Source organism: Labrys sp. Lb11, from assembly GCF_057554225.1.
The window spans coordinates 641,099-656,123 of sequence record NZ_BAAJOT010000005.1; the positions used below are offsets into that span (position 1 = coordinate 641,099).

The window sequence follows — 15,025 nt, forward strand, 5'->3', positions numbered from 1 at the left end:
CGGGCAACCCTTTCCACGATGTCAGGAAACGGTTGCCGCAGCGGGATTGTTGGCGGGCATGGTCAACGAAACCTTGTCAGCCGCGCCAGGATTTTTCCAATCCTCCCCTGCCGCCAATCGCTTCCTGCCGCGATGTTATCATCATCGCCGGACGAAGAGAACTCGCTCGGCACGAGTCGGACCCCGGCAAGCGCGGCGTGGTCGGCAAGATCGGTCGCCAGCAGCCGATCGATGCGCAGCAGCGTGTGCTTGAACATTACGTCCCGGGAAAAGGCCCTTGCGCGGCCGGTCGCCGCGGCGCCGATGCGCCGGCGCAGCGGCGGGTCGGCTGCCAGCCGGCGGATCGCCGCAGCAATATCCGCGGCGGCCCCGACCGGGGTCAGCAGCGCATGCTCGCCGTCGCGCACCACCTCCGTCACGGCGCTGGTCCGGCTGACCACGATCGGCAGTCCCTCCTCCATCGCCTCCAGCAACGCCTGGGAGCAGCCGCCCTCGTAGACAGTGGGCAGCACGAACATGTCGCCGGCCCGCAGCAGGCGCCGCACATCGGAGCGAAAGCCGGCCAGGCGGACGCGGCCGGCAAGGCCCCGCTCGGCGATGCCGGCTTCCAGTTGCGCCCGCATCTCGCCCTCTCCGATCCAGAGGAAATGCAGGTCCGGCCGATCCGCGAGCAGGCCGATGGCCTCCAGCAGCGTGTCATAGCCCTTCTGGCTCGACAGCCGCGCAACGGTGACGGCGAGGAGGGCATCCTCGGGGACCGCGAATTCGGCCCGCACGTCGCTGCGCTCCTCCAGCGACCCGCCGGCTGTCTCCCGCACCGCGCCGACAAGATCGACGAGGCCGATCGGGCCGACGTGGAAATGGTCGACGGCGCCGGCCGGCAACCCGAAATGCCGTTCGACCAGGGAGGCGCTGTAGCGGGAATTGGCGAACCAGACCTGTCCGGCGGCAAGTGACCGCCGCCATGCCTCGATCACCGCCGCCGGCGGACCGTGGAGCGTCTCGGGCACCAGGGCGAACTTGACCAGCGTGGGCAGGCCGGCCTCGGCGCAGGCCGCGACGACGCCGCCGCCACGGGCCGGCCACGGCATGGCCGCGAACACCACGTCCGGGGGCTCGGCCTCGAGCACGGCGAGGGTGGCCCGGCGCTGGTCGGAGAACCGTGCCTCGTCGTCGTCCTGCCCGAACGTGGCGTCGAGCTGGCGCCAAGGCAGGCCGTTGGCGGCGGCGAGATCGGCCAGCATCGCCGTGGTCGCCGTGCGCGGGAAGGAAACGGCCACGTCGAGCCCGAGCGTGCGGGCCGCGAACTTGCCGAAGCTCAGCGCATTGTATTCGCAGCCGCCATGGCCGTCCGCCGGCAGCAGGATCAGGAGCCTGGGCGGACGAGCGGCCCCGGCCGCAGGCATGGCCGGGTTCAGGCGCCGACCCCGAGCGATTTCAGCTTGCGGTGCAGGGCGGAGCGTTCCATGCCGACGAACTCTGCGGTGCGCGAGATGTTGCCGCCGAAGCGATTGATCTGCGCCACCAGATATTCGCGTTCGAAGATCTCGCGGGCCTCGCGCAGGGCCAGACCCATCAGATGCTCGCCGCCCTGCCCGTTCGGCCGCGTCGGCACCAGCGCGCCGATCTCCGGCGGCAGCATCTCCGCCGTGATCACGGCCTCGCTGTCGCCACCCGCGAGGATCATCAACCGTTCGACGTTGTTGCGCAACTGACGGACATTGCCCGGCCATTCATGCGATTGCAGCACCGCCATGGCATCGTCGCCGACGATGCGGCGCTGCAGGCCGGTCGCCTGGGCGATCTGGCCCTGGAAATGCGCGACGAGCTCGGGGATGTCCTCGCGCCGCTCCGACAGGGCGGGGACGCGGATCGGCACCACCGACAGGCGGTGCAGCAGGTCCTCGCGGAACCGTCCGTCGCTGACCTCCATCGCCAAATCCCGTGCGGTCGAGGAGATGATGCGCACGTCGACATGCACCTTGGTGGCGCCGCCGACGCGGGCGAAGCTCTGGTCGACCAGCACGCGCAGGATCTTGCCCTGGGTCTCGCGCGGCATGTCGGCGACCTCGTCGATGAACAGCGTGCCGCCATGCGCCTCTTCGAGCGCGCCGACCTTGCGGCTGCGGCCCTCGCCCGCCTCGACGCCGAACAGCTCGGGCTCCATGGTCTCCGGTGTCAGCGACGCGGCATTGACCACGACGAACGGGCCCTTCGACCGGCTGGAGAGCTGATGGATCGTGCGCGCCGCCAGTTCCTTGCCGGCGCCGGAGGGACCGGCGATCATGATGCGGCTGTTGGTCGGCGCCGATTTCTCGATCACCTGGCGCAACTGGTTGACGGCCGAGGACTTGCCGACGAGGCGCGTGGCCTTGCCGGAGATCTGGCGCAGTTCGTTGACCTCGCGCTTGAGGCGCGAGGCTTCCAGGGCCCGCTCGGCGACGAGGACGAGGCGGTCGGCCTTGAACGGCTTCTCGATGAAGTCGTAGGCGCCGCGCCGGATGGCGGCGACGGCGGTCTCGATGTTGCCGTGGCCGGAAATCATCACCACCGGCACTTCCGGATGCTCGCTCTTCAGGACATCGAGCAGTTGCAGTCCGTCGAGGCGCGAGCCCTGCATCCAGATGTCCAGGAAGATCAGTTGCGGGCGGCGCTGCTCGACCGCCGCCAGGGCGGTGTCGGAATCCTTGGCGGTACGCGCGCCATGACCTTCGTCCTCGAGGATGCCGGCCACGAGTTCCCGGATATCGGCTTCGTCGTCGACGATCAGGATGTCGGTTGCCATCGCTAGTGCCCCATTGCTTTCCGCGGTCCGCCCGAAATCCGCCGCTCGGTCCCGGGCATTCCACCGACCTTCAAGGTTTCTGCAGGAGCTCGCCGGCCGGGGTATCGGCCCCCGTCGCGAGATCCCGATCCGCGGCCGCAGCCGCCTCGTTCGCGCTTTCTCCGTCGATCGGGAACCACAGGCGCATCATGGCGCCGCGGCCACCCTTGAGCACGGCCGGAGCGTCCAGCAGTTCGATGCCTCCGCCATGTTCCTCCAGGATCTTGCCGACGATCGCCAGGCCCAGGCCAGTGCCCTTTTCCCGCGTGGTGACATAGGGCTCCAGCAGCCTTTGCCGATTCTCCTTCGGCAGCCCGACCCCGTTGTCCGTCACTTCGATCGCGACATTCGTGTCATTTCGCACAACGGCGACCGTGACGTGCCCCTGCCCGCGGGTCTCCTCCGGCACGCCGGCGATCGCCTCGGTGGCGTTCTTGACGATGTTTGTCACCGCCTGCGACAGCAGGCGCCGATCGAAAAGCGCGACGACCGGATCGGCCGGCGCCGTGAAGTCGAAATGGATGTCGGGATTGCCCACCCGCATCATGAAAACGACCTGGCGCACCATCTCGCCGAGATCGTCCCGGGAGATGGCGGGCTTGGGCATGCGGGCGAAGGAGGAGAACTCGTCGACCATGCGCTTGATGTCGTCGACCTGGCGCACGATCGTGTCGGTGCACTGGTCGAAGACCTCGCGGTCCTCGGTGATGACCTTGCCGTACTTGCGGCGGATGCGCTCGGCCGAGAGCTGGATCGGCGTCAGCGGGTTCTTGATCTCATGGGCGATGCGCCGGGCCACGTCGGCCCAGGCCGAGGTGCGCTGCGCCACCACCAGCTCGGTGATGTCGTCGAGCGTCACGACATAGCCGTGCTCGCGCATCGAGGACTGCTCGGAGGTGACGCGGACCATGACGTTGCGCTCGCGGGTGTCGCGCACCAGCGCGATCTGGCCCTGCACCAGGCGCGAGCGCCCGGCCATGGCGTCGGCGAGATAGGGCGCAAGCTCGGGCACGAGCTCCGACAGGGGCTGGCCGAGCGGCGGCGACGGCGCGCCGAGCAGGCGCTCGGCCACCGGGTTGAGCACCGTGACCTTGCCCTCCTCGTCGATGCCGATCACGCCGGTGGAGACCCCCGACAGCACCGCCTCCATGAAGCGGCGGCGGCTGTCGAGCAGGTCGTTGGCGCCGAGCAGGTCGTTGCGCTGGCTGCGCAGCGTGTCGGTCATGTTGTTGAAGGTCTCGCCGAGGTTGGCGAGGTCGCTGGCTCCCTTGCCGACGGGCACACGGACATAGAGGTTGCCCTCCGCCACCTGGTCGGCGGCGTTGATCAGGCGGCGGATCGGCTCGACCAGCCGGTCGGCGAAGGCCAGGCCGATCCAGATCGCCGCCAGCAGCATCAGCAGCGCGATGATCACGAACATCACGGCGAAGGCGACCTGCACGCCGGAGCGGCGATCCTCCAGCAGGCGGTATTCGGCCGAGCTCGCCTGCGTCTCGCGCAGATATTGCGCCACCTTCGGGTCGAACGGGCGGGCGACGAACAGGTAGCGATCGTCATAGGCCGCAAGCTTGACCACGGCGCCCATGACGTTGCGCGAGCCGGGCGCGATCACCACCGCCTCCTGCTTGTCGGCGTCGGCGACCGCCTCAGCCGGGGGCAGCGGATAGTCGAAGCCGGCCAGGATGTCGGCGCGCTCCTTGATCTCGCGTTCTCGCGTCATCAGCATGGCGCCGGGCAGGCCGCGAATGGCGCCCTGGGCCCTGAGATATTCGGTGAAGCGCTCGGGGTCGGTGCCGTAGACCGGCTGGGCGCGGTTGAGGTCGGAGGCCATGGCCAGGGCCTCGCCCTGGATCAGCCGGCCCTGCTCCTGCACATAGGCATTGGCCACGACCAGGGAGGTCTCGACGATGTTGCGCACCCGCGTCGAAAACCAGTTGTCGAGGCCGCGGTCGAGGGTGATGAAGGCGATGGCCGAGACCAGGATCGCCGGCATGGCCGCAACGATCGAGAACAGGCCGATGACGCGCATATGCAGCGCCGCGCCGGCCTGCCCCCGCCGCCGTGCCTGCACCAGACGCGCAACCTCCATGCCGATCAGGACGACCAGCGCCAAGCCGACGGCCATATTGGCCGCAAGCAGCGTCACCACCACCTGCTGGGTCGGCTCGACCGGCGACAGCCCGGTCAGCACCATGAACGACACGGCCGAGGAGGCGATGGCAAGCAGCACCAGTCCCGGCCCGATCACGCCGAGTCGCCGCGCCGGCAGGCCCGCGGGACTGTGCGACGCGGTGCCGGATGCAACGTCCTGAACAGTCATTCCGGAAACGGGCCCTTTCCTCGCTCGGGTCCGAACGACGGACCGGTGATGCAGCCTTACATCAGTGTTGCAGGATTGCGACAACATTCTGGCAAGCGGGAGGCAAACCACAGGCAGTTGCCGTCAAGGCTACCCTGCCCCGGCCGATTGGCGGCCGGCGGACCCGCAGCGCCGGGCCGGCCGCCGCCGGCTGCAGAGCCAGCTCCCGGACATGCGGAGGCAGGGCATCGGGTGGGCGCAAGGGCGGCGTCGTCCAGGCGTTCGGCCCGTCCTTCGCCGTTTCGACACCGGTTGCCGGCTCGCGCAGCCACCCTGCCGGCATGGGGGCCGGCGTGCGACTGCGCGGCCGGCAGCTCGTGGGCCGGCCGCGGCTCGCCGCCTGGCCGGCTCCGCTCTTACCAGCCGCCGTCGATCGACAGGTTCTGGCCGCTGATCATGTCCGAGGCGGCCGAGACCAGGAACAGCACGAGGTCGGCGACATGGCGCGGCTCGATCCGGGCCTTCAGCGACTGGCTCTCCAGGATCCAGTCGTTGTAGGCCTGGAGCCGGTCTCCGAACACGCGCGCCTCGGCCTCCGACACCACCGCGCCCGGGGAGACGGCGTTGACGCGGATGCCGTGCGGGCCGAGCTCGCGAGCCAGGGATTTGGTCAAGCCGAGCATGGCGCCCTTGGAGGCGACATAGGGCACATAGCCGTCCCAGCGGCCGTTGAGCGTGATCGAGCAGAAATTGACGATCTTGCCATGGCCCTTGGCCTTCATCCCCGGCGCCACGGCTTGCGTCAGGGCGAAGGCCGCGGAGGAATTGATCCGCACCTGCTCCTCGTATTCCTGCAGCGAGAAGGCTTCGAATGACCGGTTGATGATCAGCGCCGCATTGTTGATCAGGATGTCGATGCCTCCCGTCTCCGCGGCGACCACGGCGACCGCGTCCCTGGCCGCGGCGAGGTCGCCGAGATCCTGCCCGAGATAGCGCGCCCGGTCCCCGAGGTGGGCGACGAAGGCGGCCGCCTCGGCATGGCCGGGACGATCGAGCAGGACAAGGTCGGCGCCGGCCGCGACCAGGGCCTCGGACTGGGCCCGGCCGAGGGAGCCGAGGGCGCCGGTGAGAAGGGCCGTCTTTCCGGAAAGCTCGGGCATGGCGCTCACAGATGCTCGTGGACTTCGTCGATGCTGGTCTCCGACACGGGCTTGTCGAAGACGATCTCGCCGCGCGCCATCGCAACCACCCGCTCGCAGGACTGGAAGACGTGCTGCATGTTGTGGGAGATGAAGATGCCGGTGACGTTCTGGGCCTTGAGGCCGCGGACGAAGCCGATGACCTTGTTGGTCTCCTTGACCGAGAGGTGGTTGGTCGGCTCGTCGAGCACCAGCACCTTCGACTTGAAGTGCATGGCGCGGGCGATCGCCACGCCCTGGCGCTGGCCGCCGGAAAGCTCGCCCACCAGCGCATCCGGCGAGCGCAGGTGCAAGTCGACGTCGGCGATCGCCCTGATGCTCTCCTGCCGCATCCGCGCCTGGTCGAGGAAGCCGATGCCGAACAGCGAGGCGCGCACCGGCTCGCGGCCGATGAACAGATTCCGGGCGATCGACATGCTCGGCACCATGGAGTTGTACTGGTAGATGGTCTCGATGCCGAGGCGCATGGCATCCTTGGGCGTGGCGATGCGCACCGGCCTGCCGTCGACGCGGATCTCGCCGCGATCCGGCCCGTGAACGCCGGAGATGATCTTGATCAGCGTCGACTTGCCGGCGCCATTGTCGCCGACGAGGCCGACGACCTCGCCGGGCGCGATCGCGAGGCTGACGCCCTTGAGGGCGTGCACGCCGGAGTACCATTTGTGCAGGTCGCGGCATTCGATGATCGGCGTCACCATAGGCGTCAGGCCTCGATCTTGATGCGGCGGGCCGTGCGCCGGAGCCAGGCATTGGCGATCACGGCCAGGATGGTCAGGGTGCCGATCGCGAACTTGAACCAGTTGGCGTCGACCTGGCTGAGCACCAGCCCGTTGTCGATGATGCGGATCAGCAGCGCGCCGACGACGGCGCCGAAGATGGTGCCGACGCCCCCGGTCAACGCCGCGCCGCCGATCACCGCCGCGGCCACGGCCTGGAGCTCGAGCCCCTCGCCGATCGAGGGCAAGGGCGAGCCGAGGCGCAGCACCTGGATCAGGCCGGCGAAGCCCGCCAGCATCGAGCACAGCATGAAGCAGGCGATCTTCACGCCCACCACCGGGATGCCCATGGAGGCGGCGGCATCGACGAACCCGCCGGTCGCCTTCACCCAGTTGCCGAAATTGGTCAGGGACAGCAGCGCAGCAACAGCGCAGGCCAGCACCGCGAACCACAGGAAGGACATGCGGAACAGGTCGTTCGGGCCGATGAACTGGGTGAAGACCCAGGACGGCATGTCGTCGGGCAGCAACGGCGGGAAGCCGCCCGAGATCACCACGGTGAGGGAGCGGGCGATGAACAGCATGCCGAGCGTCGTGATGAAGCTGGGAATGGCGAAGCGCACGGTGACGAAGCCGTTGACGAAGCCGATCGCCGCCGCGATCGCCAGCCCGACCAGCACCGCCGGCCAGAACGGCACGGCGCGTTCCAGCATGATCGCCACCGACATCGGCATCAGCGCGAACACCGAGCCGACGGAGAGATCGAACTCGCCGCAGATCATCAGGAGCGTGACGCCGACCGCGACCAGCGCGACTTCCGGCAGGATGCCGAGAATGCCGCGGACATTGTCCGCCGACAGGAACACGCCGTCGGAGCGCCACTGGAACACCAACGTCAGGATCACGAGCAGGGCGACCCCAGCGAATTCAGGCTTTTCGAGATAAATCTTCAGAAGTCGCTTCATCGACGATCGGTCCCGGCGGCGGGCGGAAGGCGGCCCGGGCACGGCGCCCGGGCCGGACGGGTCAGCGCAGGCCCTGCTTGGACAGCACCATGATCTGGTCGACCTGGTCGGGCGTGACGATGCCCTGCCCGGTGTCGATGTCGGCGGGGGCAAGACCTGCCGTCTTGGCGAGATAGACCTCCATCACCGGCATGAAGCCCTGCATGTAGGGCTGCTGGTCGACCTGCACCTGGACATAGCCCGCCTTCATCTGCTGCAGCACCTCCGGCACCAGGTCGAAGCCGCCGAGCAGGATCTTGCCGGGCGGCACGCCGCGGTCCTTGAGCACGCGCGCCACGGCCGCATGCCAGTAGCCGGTGTCGAAATAGGCCGTCGTGTCGGGATGGGCGCTGAGATAGGCGCCGACCCGGTCGGCGGTGATGGCGAGATCCGTGCCGGAATCGATCCGTTCCACCGAGACCTCGCGGCCGGGATTGGCGGCCTTGAACTCCTCCATGAACTTGATCACGCCGGCGCCGCGCTGCTCCGACCAGTTCTGGCCGGGCGCCGAGATGCCGACGAGCACCTTGATCGGCCCCTCCTTCGGGAAGTTGGCGGACTGGGCCTTGGCCAGGGAATAGCCGGCGGGAATGAAGCCCTGGCCGATGAAGGCCTGGCGGGCGTTGCCGGCGGCGCCTTCCGTATCGTCGACATTGGCGGCGATGACGACGATCCCGGCCTTGCGCGCCTGGGCGATAATCGGGTCGAAAGCCTTGTTGTCGACGATGGTGGTGATGATCGCGTCAGGCTTGCGGGCGATCGCCGCCTGCATGTTGGCAACCTGCTGCTCGATCGAGCCTTCCGTCTGGGTGAAGACCATCTGGCAATTGGCCTGCACCTTGGCGCAGGCGTCCTCGAAGCCCTTCTTGACGCCTTGCCAGAAGGTGTTCGAGGCCGAGGAGTGGATGGTGAAGGCGATGTTGAGCCCCGTGGCCTCGGCCGCGCCGCATCCGAGGGCCAGGGCGAACAGGCCCGCCCCCAGCAAGGTCTTGCGCATTGTGTCCTCCCATGGACGTTCGGTTTCTTCGATGCTTCGCGGCGCCGGCTGGCCTCACCGGGCTGTGGAGGCGCGGACGGTCGCCGTGAATCGCTGAGTGAGGTCGGGCATGAGCTCCAGGCCGAGGCCCGGCCCATCCGGCACGCCGATCATGCCGTCGGCCACCGGCGGCACGGCGGTGACGAGGTCGCGATACCAGGTGCGGTAATAGGCTCGGACGCTCTCCTGGATCAGGGCGTTGGGCGCGTTGAGCGACAGATGCGTCGAGGCGCACAGCACCACGGGGCCGGTGCAGTCGTGCGGGGCGATCGGCAGGTGCCAGGCCTCGGCCATGGCCGCGATCTTGCGGGCCTCCGACAGGCCGCCGCACCAGGCGAGGTCGAGCATGACCACGCCGGCCGCTCCGGTCTCCAGCAGGTCGCGGAAAGCCCAGCGCGTGCCCAGCGTCTCCGAGGCGCAGACCGGCGCCGGCGACACCGCGGCGTAGCGCCGGAGATCACCGAGCGAATCCATCTTGATCGGATCCTCGTGCCAGTACGTGCCATAGGGCTGCAGCGCCTTGGCGATCTGCATGGCCGGCAGCAGCTGCCACATCGAATGGAACTCGACCATGACGTCGATGCGATCGCCCACGGCCCGGCGGATCTGCTCGAACGGCATCAGGGCGGCCCTGAGGTCAGCGGCAGAGACATGCCAGCCGTCGGACTTCTCGGCGGCGAGGTCGAAGGGCCAGATCTTCATGGCCGTGATGCCCTCCGACAGGAGGTCCTCCGCCAGTTCGCCCGCCCGGTGCAGGAAGGCGTCGAGGTCGTTGAGGTTCTTGGCCTCCAGTCCCCAATTGCCGCTGTTCTGTCCCTTGGCCGTGCGCATGTAGGCGGTGCCGGCGCAGGTGTTGTAGGTGCGGATCGACGGCCGCGAGAAGCCGCCGAGCAACTGCGCGATCGGCTGGCCCGTCGCCTTGCCGAACAGGTCCCAGAGCGCGATGTCGAAGGCCGAGTTGCCGCGCATCTCCACGCCCGTCGAGCGGAAGCCGAGATAGCCGGTGAGGTCCTTGGCGAGGCGGTCGATCGCCAGGGGATCGCGTCCCAGCACCTTGGGCGCCAGGACCTCGTGGACATAGGCCTCGACCGTGGCGGCCATGAAGAAGGTCTCGCCGAGCCCGACCAGTCCCTCGTCGGTGTGGACGCGCAGCCAGATCAGGTTGGCGTGCTCCTCGATGCGGATGGTCTCGATCGCGCTGATCTTCATGGGCGGGCGTCTTTCAGGTGATGCCGGCGGCCAGGAGCGCCTTGACCGAAAGGTCGAAATGCTCCGCCATCAGGGTCTGGGCGACCGCGTGGTCGCGCCGCAGGATCGCCGCGGCGATCGCTTCATGACACTCGACGCTGGCCATGCGCTGGCCGTCGCTGGTCCGGCTCTTCCAGCCGATGCCCCAGGTCTGGCGCGTCACCACATGGAACGAGCCGACGATCAGGTTGAACATCGGGTTGCGGCAGGCCCGGCCGATCGCCTCGTGGAAGGCGATGTCGTGGGTCATCACCCTCTCGGCTTCGGCGAAGTCGGTCCGCATCGCCGCCGCCAGGGCTGCGATCTCCTCCGCTTCCCGGTCGGTCCGCCGCATGGCGGCCAGCGCGGCGGTGCGCAGCTCGATGGTGCGGCGCACGTCATAGATCTGCTGGATGCTGATCTGGTCGGTGTGGACGGCATGATCGAGGACGATGGCGAGCACGCTCGGATCGATCCTGGCGACGCGAGCCCGCCGGCCATTGCCGACGTCGATCAGCTTCAGCGCCGCCATGGACCGGAAGGCCTCGCGAACCACGGCCCGCGACACGCCGATCTGCAGCGCCAGTGCGCTTTCGCTCGGCAGCACGTCTCCCGGTCCGAGACCCTCGGCGCGGATATGCGCCTTCAGGGCCGCGATGACCTGGTCGACCAGACTGCCATCCGATCCGGCGCAGTCGTCGAGGGCGGGATCCGCCGCAACCATCATCCGTCAACCTATCTGACAGGTTTTGTATGATTGCAATACAGATTGCTTTAAGCTGCCTGTCAAGTGCGATAGGGCGGCGCTCCCCGGATGCGTCCGAAGGCTGGGTAAAGGGCAAGCGGCCGGATGTCGGGCCATCGCGCCCGCAGATCCTTCTCCCAGGCTGCCAGGACATCGGCGAGCCGCGGGAAGCGGCCGGCGCGTGTGCAGGCGGCGGCGACGGCGGGCAAATAATGCAGGATGCGGGCACGGCGGGTGGCGATGCCCCATGTGCCGTCTGCATCCAGGGCTCCCTCGAGCAGCCAGTGCAGACTGTTGAGCAGCCGCGCGACCATCGCAGCGGCGATCTCGTTATGGAACAAGGTGTCGTCCGCGGCCTCCGGCAGCTTCGCGGCGAGCACGCTCCGATAGGCCGTCTCGACTCGACCGGCGACTGCTTCGGGCACGGAACCGGCGCACCAGCAGGTGGGAAAGCCCAGCCGCCAGTAGACGGCGTCGAGCAGGGCGTGTCCGGGGGCGGAGGCCTCGAAATCGATCAGTTCCGCCCTCTCCGGCGCAAGCAGCACATTGTCGGGGCAGTTGTCGCCATGGGCCAGGGCGAGCCAGGAGCCTGGATCGGCAAGGCGAGCCCGGATCGCGCCGACCTCGTCCGCCGGCAAGTCCGGGCATCCCGGCAACGCCGGGATCCGGCGTTCGAACCAGGCCGCTCCCATAGGTCTCGGCAGGCGCGCCGCCGGAAACACCGACCTCAGCAGGCCGGCATGCGACACGCCACAGCCCAGCGTGCGGGCGTGCAGTCCGGCCAGGGCGACGGCATAGGCCGTCAGCGCCGCCTCGGCTTCGCCGGGAGTGCCATGGAGCAGCGGCGCGACCAGGGAATGGAGGTCGCCCCCGAGGTCGGCGAAGACGATCAGTCCGGCATCGGTGTCGCCGGCCAGCAGGGCTGTGGAGCCGGTTTCGCCGAGCAGCAGCCGGGCCACCCATTCACGAACCAGGCCGGATTGGGCGAATGCGTCGACGGCATGGGGATCATAGGCGGGATCGCGGGTCGCCTTGACGATGACGGCGAGTCCGGTCCCGCCGACCACGGCCCGGGCCCGTACCACGAGATTGCGACGATCCTCGGCACCGATGCGCTCGGGATCGGCCAGCGTCACGGGGGAGCCGAACGCCCGCGTCATGACCGTCGCCGCCACATCCACGGCCTGCGCCTCCGGGAGGGAACGACGCGGCGGCATGATCCTGGCCCTCCAGTGCGCTGTCCACCGCCCGGCAATGGACCGGGCGTCGGTTTAATCCGTCGTCCGGGCCGGGATCAGCGCCCGTGTGCGCAAGTCCTCCAGGAAGGCGATGATTCGCTCGGCGTTGGCATTGAAGTCGAAGCGGCCGTAGCGCGAGGCCGAACGCATGTCGACGCGGGTACGGCCGTCCTCCTCACGCAGGCGGATGGCGATATCGTCTTCCAGGCCGAGCACCAGCGATTTTTCGACGGCCTCGATCCGGTCGGCCGGGCTGCGCACCGGCACGCGGCCGACGGTGTCGGGCGGCGTCATCGGCGTGTCGGCGATCACCCGCCATTTGCGCTCCTTGACCATTGCAAGCACGAGCTTGCGCGTTTCCTCCGGCGGAATGTCGACCAGCAGCGGGTGGATCTGCGGATAGGCCCGTCTCTGCCGGATCGCGAGCACTGGATCGTAGCGGGCGGAGTTGGCATCGGCGGGCCGCAGCGCGGCGGCGACCAGGAACGCCGGCGGGTTCTCGAAATCCGTCGTGACGTCGTTGACGGCCGGTGCGGCGAGCGCCTTGCCCATATAGTAGGCGGCCGGCGTCAACAGGGCGCAGGCGATGACGAAACCGGTGAAGGCTCGTCCGGCCCCGGCCGCGCCGCTGCGCCAGATGCGGATGAAGGCGAGCAGGGCGAGCAGCAGCGCCAGGAGCGCCACGCCCATGCCGGCCCCGAGCGCCGCCATGCCCGGCCTCACGTCGACGATGCCGAAGCGCAGCAGCAGCACCGCGATGGCCACGGCATAGAGCGCGAAGACGGCGACCAGTCGCGCCGCGCTCGCCACCGCGATCGGCTTGCGGACGGTGAGCAGGCGCATCGCCGGTCAGGCCCTCAGGCCGCGCAGCAGCGCCGGCAGGGCCATGATGTCGGGCAGCACATGGTCGGCATGCGCGGCAAGCTCCGCCTCCCCGGCAAAGCCGGTCAGCACGGCGATGGCGGTGGCGCCGGCGGCCCTGGCAGCGTGAAGATCGTGCAGCGTGTCGCCGACCAGCGCGGTTTCGCTCGGCGCGACGCCGCGGGCGGCGGCGAAGGCGAGAATCTGCCCGGGCTCGGGCTTGCGGCCATGGCCGGAGTCATAGCCGATGATCGCGTCGAACCAGGGCGTGAGGCCGAGCTTCTCGCATTGCGCCCGGGCGCCCGCTTCCGAATCATTGGTGACGACGCCGAGCGCATAACCCTCCCGCCTCAACTCGGCCAGCATCGTGGCGGGGTCGCCGATCGGCTCGACCTTGTCCAGGCCCTCCTCGATCAGCATCCGGTCCATGCGGGTGAAGAAGGAGGCGTCGGCCTCGACCCCCAGGATCCCGGCCCAGGTGACGCCGTAATCGGCCGAGGATTGGGCGATGAACGGCGAGGTCGGGCGGATGAGGCCGGTTTCCAGGTCGAAATCGTTGGCCTCGACCAGCCTCGCCAGCTTGTCGGCGTCACCGTCCGCCAGACGGTGCATCACAGCGTGGACGGCAGGGCTCCAGGTGGAGTGGAAGTCGACGAAGGTTCCGTCCTTGTCGAAGAGGATGGCGCGAAGCGGCATGGGGCTGATCCGGCGGAGCAAGGCCAAATCCATAGCGCGCCCGCGAGCGGGCGAACAGACATTGCGAATCCGGACCGCGCTTCCCATGTAGTGCGCGGCCATGGCCATTGCGGCATGGCAGGCCGGCCGCCCATAAGGGGACCGGCGGGAGGGGTTGATGCGTGATCCATACACTATTCTCGGCGTGCAGAAATCGGCGAGTGCCGCGGACATCAAGAAGGCTTTCCGCAAGCTCGCCAAGCAATATCATCCGGACCAGAACAAGGATCCGAAGGCTGCCGCCAAGTTCGCCGAGGTGAACGGCGCCTATGAAATCGTCGGTGACGAGAAGAAGCGCGCCCAGTTCGACCGCGGCGAGATCGATGCCGAGGGCAAGCCGCGCTTCCAGGGCTTCGAAGGCTTCGGTGCCGGGGCGCCTGGGGCCGGCGCCCGCGAGGGCGGATTCGGCGGCTTCGAGTTCAATTTCGGCGGCGGCCGCGGCCGCCGCGGCGGTGGCGGCGGCAGCTTTGAGGATATCCTGAACGAGATGTTCAGCGGCGCCACGCGCGGTGGCCAGGGCGGAAAGGAAGCGGCGCCGCGCGGCGCCGACGTGCAGGTGCGCGCCAATGTCCCCTTCACCACCTGGGCACTCGGCGGCAAGGCGCGGGTAGACCTGCCGCAGGGCCGCAGCCTCGACGTCTCCGTGCCGGCCGGCATCGAGGAGGGCAAGACCATCCGCCTCAAGGGCCAGGGCGAGCCGAGTCCCTTCGGCGGCGAGCCGGGCGATGCCCTGGTGACGGTCTCCGTCGAGCCGCATCCGCAGTTCCGCGCCGAAGGGCACAATGTGCGCGCCGATATCGGCGTCACCCTTTACGACGCGGCCCTGGGCGGCAAGGTCCGGGTGCCGACGCTGGATGGATCGGTGGATCTCACCCTGCCGCCCGGCACCAGCGGCTCGCGCGTCTTCCGCCTCAAGGGCAAGGGCGTCAAGGCCAAGGACGGCCCCGGCGACCTCCTGGTCACGCCGCGCATCATCCTGCCGGAGCGGATGGACCCCGACCTGGAGGCCGCGCTCAAGCGCATGCGCGATGAGCGGCCCTATGATCCCGGACGCTCGTGACGATCGCGGCGGGCCCGGCCCGGGCCCGCCGCGCGCATGTCGGGATCCGCAGGATTCTTCGAGCCCGCCTGGGAGGGCGCC

Annotated in this window: 13 protein-coding genes; 1 reads left to right on the forward strand and 12 read right to left on the reverse strand. The window is 68.9% G+C overall.

Annotated features, from left to right (window positions below; genetic code table 11):
• Nucleotides 1–62 precede the first annotated feature (62 nt).
• From AC27L4_RS21540 to AC27L4_RS21595, 12 genes are all read right to left on the reverse strand, one after another.
• On the reverse strand, nucleotides 63–1,406 hold the full coding sequence (locus AC27L4_RS21540) for a glycosyltransferase (RefSeq protein ID WP_487144408.1): 1,344 nt from the start codon (nucleotides 1,404–1,406) through the stop codon (nucleotides 63–65).
• Between the two features lie 8 nt (nucleotides 1,407–1,414).
• Nucleotides 1,415–2,785, reverse strand: coding sequence for a nitrogen assimilation response regulator NtrX (gene ntrX, locus AC27L4_RS21545; RefSeq protein WP_487144409.1), 1,371 nt, complete (start codon nucleotides 2,783–2,785; stop codon nucleotides 1,415–1,417).
• Between the two features lie 70 nt (nucleotides 2,786–2,855).
• A complete protein-coding gene (locus tag AC27L4_RS21550; RefSeq protein ID WP_487144410.1) occupies nucleotides 2,856–5,072 on the reverse strand; it encodes a sensor histidine kinase NtrY-like in 2,217 nt (738 codons plus the stop codon).
• A 467-nt stretch (nucleotides 5,073–5,539) separates the two neighbouring features.
• On the reverse strand, nucleotides 5,540–6,283 hold the full coding sequence (locus AC27L4_RS21555; protein ID WP_487144411.1) for an SDR family oxidoreductase: 744 nt from the start codon (nucleotides 6,281–6,283) through the stop codon (nucleotides 5,540–5,542).
• Nucleotides 6,284–6,288: 5 nt separating this feature from the next.
• Nucleotides 6,289–7,020 (reverse strand): ATP-binding cassette domain-containing protein, encoded by a 732-nt coding sequence (locus tag AC27L4_RS21560; protein WP_487144412.1) that lies wholly within the window; start codon nucleotides 7,018–7,020, stop codon nucleotides 6,289–6,291.
• A gap of 5 nt (nucleotides 7,021–7,025) precedes the next feature.
• On the reverse strand, nucleotides 7,026–8,003 hold the full coding sequence (locus tag AC27L4_RS21565; protein WP_487144413.1) for an ABC transporter permease: 978 nt from the start codon (nucleotides 8,001–8,003) through the stop codon (nucleotides 7,026–7,028).
• A gap of 61 nt (nucleotides 8,004–8,064) precedes the next feature.
• A complete protein-coding gene (locus tag AC27L4_RS21570; protein ID WP_487144414.1) occupies nucleotides 8,065–9,039 on the reverse strand; it encodes a substrate-binding domain-containing protein in 975 nt (324 codons plus the stop codon).
• Nucleotides 9,040–9,093: 54 nt separating this feature from the next.
• A complete protein-coding gene (locus AC27L4_RS21575) occupies nucleotides 9,094–10,287 on the reverse strand; it encodes a mandelate racemase/muconate lactonizing enzyme family protein (protein ID WP_487144415.1) in 1,194 nt (397 codons plus the stop codon).
• A 13-nt stretch (nucleotides 10,288–10,300) separates the two neighbouring features.
• Complete coding sequence (locus AC27L4_RS21580) at nucleotides 10,301–11,032, reverse strand: FadR/GntR family transcriptional regulator (protein WP_487144416.1); 732 nt, start codon at nucleotides 11,030–11,032, stop codon at nucleotides 10,301–10,303.
• Between the two features lie 59 nt (nucleotides 11,033–11,091).
• The gene (locus AC27L4_RS21585; protein ID WP_487144417.1) at nucleotides 11,092–12,267 is read right to left on the reverse strand and encodes a phosphotransferase family protein; all 1,176 of its coding nucleotides are present in this window, start codon (nucleotides 12,265–12,267) and stop codon (nucleotides 11,092–11,094) included.
• Nucleotides 12,268–12,321: 54 nt separating this feature from the next.
• Nucleotides 12,322–13,131, reverse strand: coding sequence for a DUF1499 domain-containing protein (locus AC27L4_RS21590; RefSeq protein WP_487144418.1), 810 nt, complete (start codon nucleotides 13,129–13,131; stop codon nucleotides 12,322–12,324).
• 6 nt (nucleotides 13,132–13,137) lie between these two features.
• Entirely contained in the window at nucleotides 13,138–13,845 is a 708-nt protein-coding gene (locus tag AC27L4_RS21595; protein WP_487144419.1) for an HAD family hydrolase, read from the reverse strand.
• Nucleotides 13,846–14,002: 157 nt separating this feature from the next.
• On the opposite strand from AC27L4_RS21595, the gene AC27L4_RS21600 reads away from it, so the two are divergent.
• Entirely contained in the window at nucleotides 14,003–14,944 is a 942-nt protein-coding gene (locus AC27L4_RS21600; RefSeq protein WP_487144420.1) for a DnaJ C-terminal domain-containing protein, read from the forward strand.
• The last annotated feature ends 81 nt before the right edge of the window (nucleotides 14,945–15,025 follow it).